The sequence below is a fragment of the Streptomyces sp. SM1 genome (genome assembly GCF_002910825.1).
Lineage (GTDB): Bacteria > Actinomycetota > Actinomycetes > Streptomycetales > Streptomycetaceae > Streptomyces > Streptomyces okerensis.
Window position 1 is genome coordinate 1 of record NZ_NEUB01000305.1, and the last position, 2,066, is coordinate 2,066.

Genomic DNA, 2,066 nt, shown 5'->3' on the forward strand with positions numbered 1-2,066 from the left:
ACCGGTCCTTCCCCGGCCGGCCCGCCGCTCCCCGCCTCCACGCCGCACACCGGTGACGGCAGGGGCACGGGCCCGTCCCCGGCCGGCGGGACGCGCCCGAATGCGCGCGGATGCCACCCCGTGCACGCTGGACCCATGGCGAGCGACCAGCCCATCGTGATCTACCCGCCCGGTGAGGACGGCGGCCGGCGCGTCCGCGCGGGCGCTCGCTTCCTGGGCATGGCGTACGGGCTGCTGGACGTCGTGGAGTTCCTGCGCCTGGCCGGTCTGGACGACGTCGACGACGACTGGATGCGGCAGTCCGCGCTGGTCGAGTGGCGCGGCGGCGGCCCGGACGCGTGGAGCGGCTGACCGGACTGTCGGTGCCGTCCGGCACGATGCGCGCCATGGGTGAACGGGTGGCACGGGTCGACGAACGCGACGAGATCCTCACCGTCGTCAGCAGGGACGACGCGATACGCCGGGGATGGCTGCATCGCGTCGCGACGGTCGTGTGCCACGACACCGCCGGCCGGACCATCGTCCACCGCCGCCCCCGAGACGTCTCGCGTTTCCCGGGACAGTACAACTGGATGCTCGGCGGCGCCGTCGAGGCCGGGGAGTCCTACGAGCAGGCCGCCGCGCGGGAACTGACGGAGGAACTCGGTGTCCGGTGCCGCCCCAGGTTCGTGCTCAAGTTCCGATGCGCGGGCGCCATCAGCCCGTACTGGCTCGGCCTGCACGAGACCGTGGTGACCGGGCCCGTCGACCCCGACCCCCGGGAGATCGACTGGTACGACTGGCTGCCCCGGGCCGAACTCGCGGAACTGGTCCGCCACGAGGCGTTCGTCCCCGACGCACGCGAGGCCTTCGCACGGTACCTGGCCCTGGCGGACGGCCGGTGAACCACTCCTGACGTGCCGTCGTCCGGACACGATGTGCGGCGGAACCCGCCGCGGCCGACCGCGGCGCCGCCGGCCCGGTCGATCCCGTCACGACCGTCACGGCGGCCGGAGGGTCCCCTGCCCGCACCGTCCCTGACACACGCTCACAAGGCTCCCGGTCCAGCTGCTCGGCGCCGCGCTGACCGCCGCGGGCGTACTGGCCCTCTCGAAGCTGCCCCTCGCCCGCGCCCTGACCGGCGAGGACGGTGAAGCCGCCGCCGTCGAGGCCCCGTGAGGCGCTGCCGGCGTCCCTGTGTAACGTCGGGCCGTATGGACCAGCCGCCCCACCCGCCGTCCGCACCGGGCGCCGGGCGTCGCTCCCGTGACCTCGGCATCGTCGTCGGGGACACGCCCACCGGCCCTCTCGACGCGATCACCGATGTGCCGGGCGTCCGCGTCGGCCACACCACGGTCCGCCGGCACCCCGACGTGCACAGCGGAGTCACCGCAGTGGTGCCCGACACGGTGAGCCCGCGGACACCCCTGCCCGCCGGGGTCTTCACCGGCAACGGCTACGGCAAACTCGTCGGCACGACACAGCTCACCGAACTCGGCGCGCTGGAGACCCCGGTGCTGCTGACCTCCACCCTGTCGGCGTTCCGGGTCGCCGACGCCCTCGTCGGCTGGATGCTGCGACGCCCCGGCTGCGAGGACACACAGAGCCTCAATCCCGTCGTGGGGGAGTGCAACGACGGCTTCCTGTCCGACATCCGCTCACGGCCCGTCCGGGAGGAGCACGTACGGGCCGCCCTCGACGGGGCGTCGGGCGGACCGGTGGCCGAGGGCTGCGTCGGCGCGGGCACCGGCACGGTCGCCCTGGGGTTCAAGGCCGGCATCGGCACGGCCTCGCGCACGCCGGAGCTGGCAGACCGGCGCTGCACCGTGGGCGTCCTGGTGCAGGCGAACTTCGGCGGCACTCTGCGCGTGCTGGGCCGCACCGTCACCGCGCGGTCCCTGGGCCTCGCCCCCGACGATCCGGCGCCCGTGGCGGAGACCGGCTCCTGCATGATCGTGATGGCCACGGACGCCCCGCTCGACGCCCGGCAGCTCACCCGTGTCGCGCGGCGGGCGGTGTTCGCCCTCGCCCGCTCGGGTGCGGCCTACGGCCACGGCAGCGGCGACTACGCCGTGGCCTTCGGCACG

The 2,066-nt window shown here is 74.7% G+C and carries 3 protein-coding genes; all 3 read left to right on the plus strand.

All coding sequences use genetic code 11. The features are described from left to right. Positions 1-135 precede the first annotated feature (135 nt). Positions 136-351 carry a hypothetical protein gene (locus B9S61_RS07300; RefSeq protein WP_103541506.1) on the plus strand — a complete coding sequence of 72 codons (216 nt, stop codon included), beginning with the start codon at positions 136-138 and terminating at the stop codon, positions 349-351. A 35-nt stretch (positions 352-386) separates the two neighbouring features. Beyond that, positions 387-884 (plus strand): NUDIX hydrolase, encoded by a 498-nt coding sequence (locus B9S61_RS07305; protein ID WP_103541509.1) that lies wholly within the window; start codon positions 387-389, stop codon positions 882-884. A gap of 309 nt (positions 885-1,193) precedes the next feature. Beyond that, positions 1,194-2,066: P1 family peptidase (locus tag B9S61_RS07315; RefSeq protein ID WP_103541508.1), on the plus strand; the 873-nt coding region annotated here is incomplete at its 3' end.

What these genes read in the sequence shown, in the direction of transcription:
- B9S61_RS07305 (WP_103541509.1), top strand. Translation starts at nt 387, where the DNA reads ATGGGTGAACGGGTGGCACGGGTCGACGAACGCGACGAGATCCTCACC.
- B9S61_RS07300 (WP_103541506.1), top strand. Translation starts at nt 136, where the DNA reads ATGGCGAGCGACCAGCCCATCGTGATCTACCCGCCCGGTGAGGACGGC.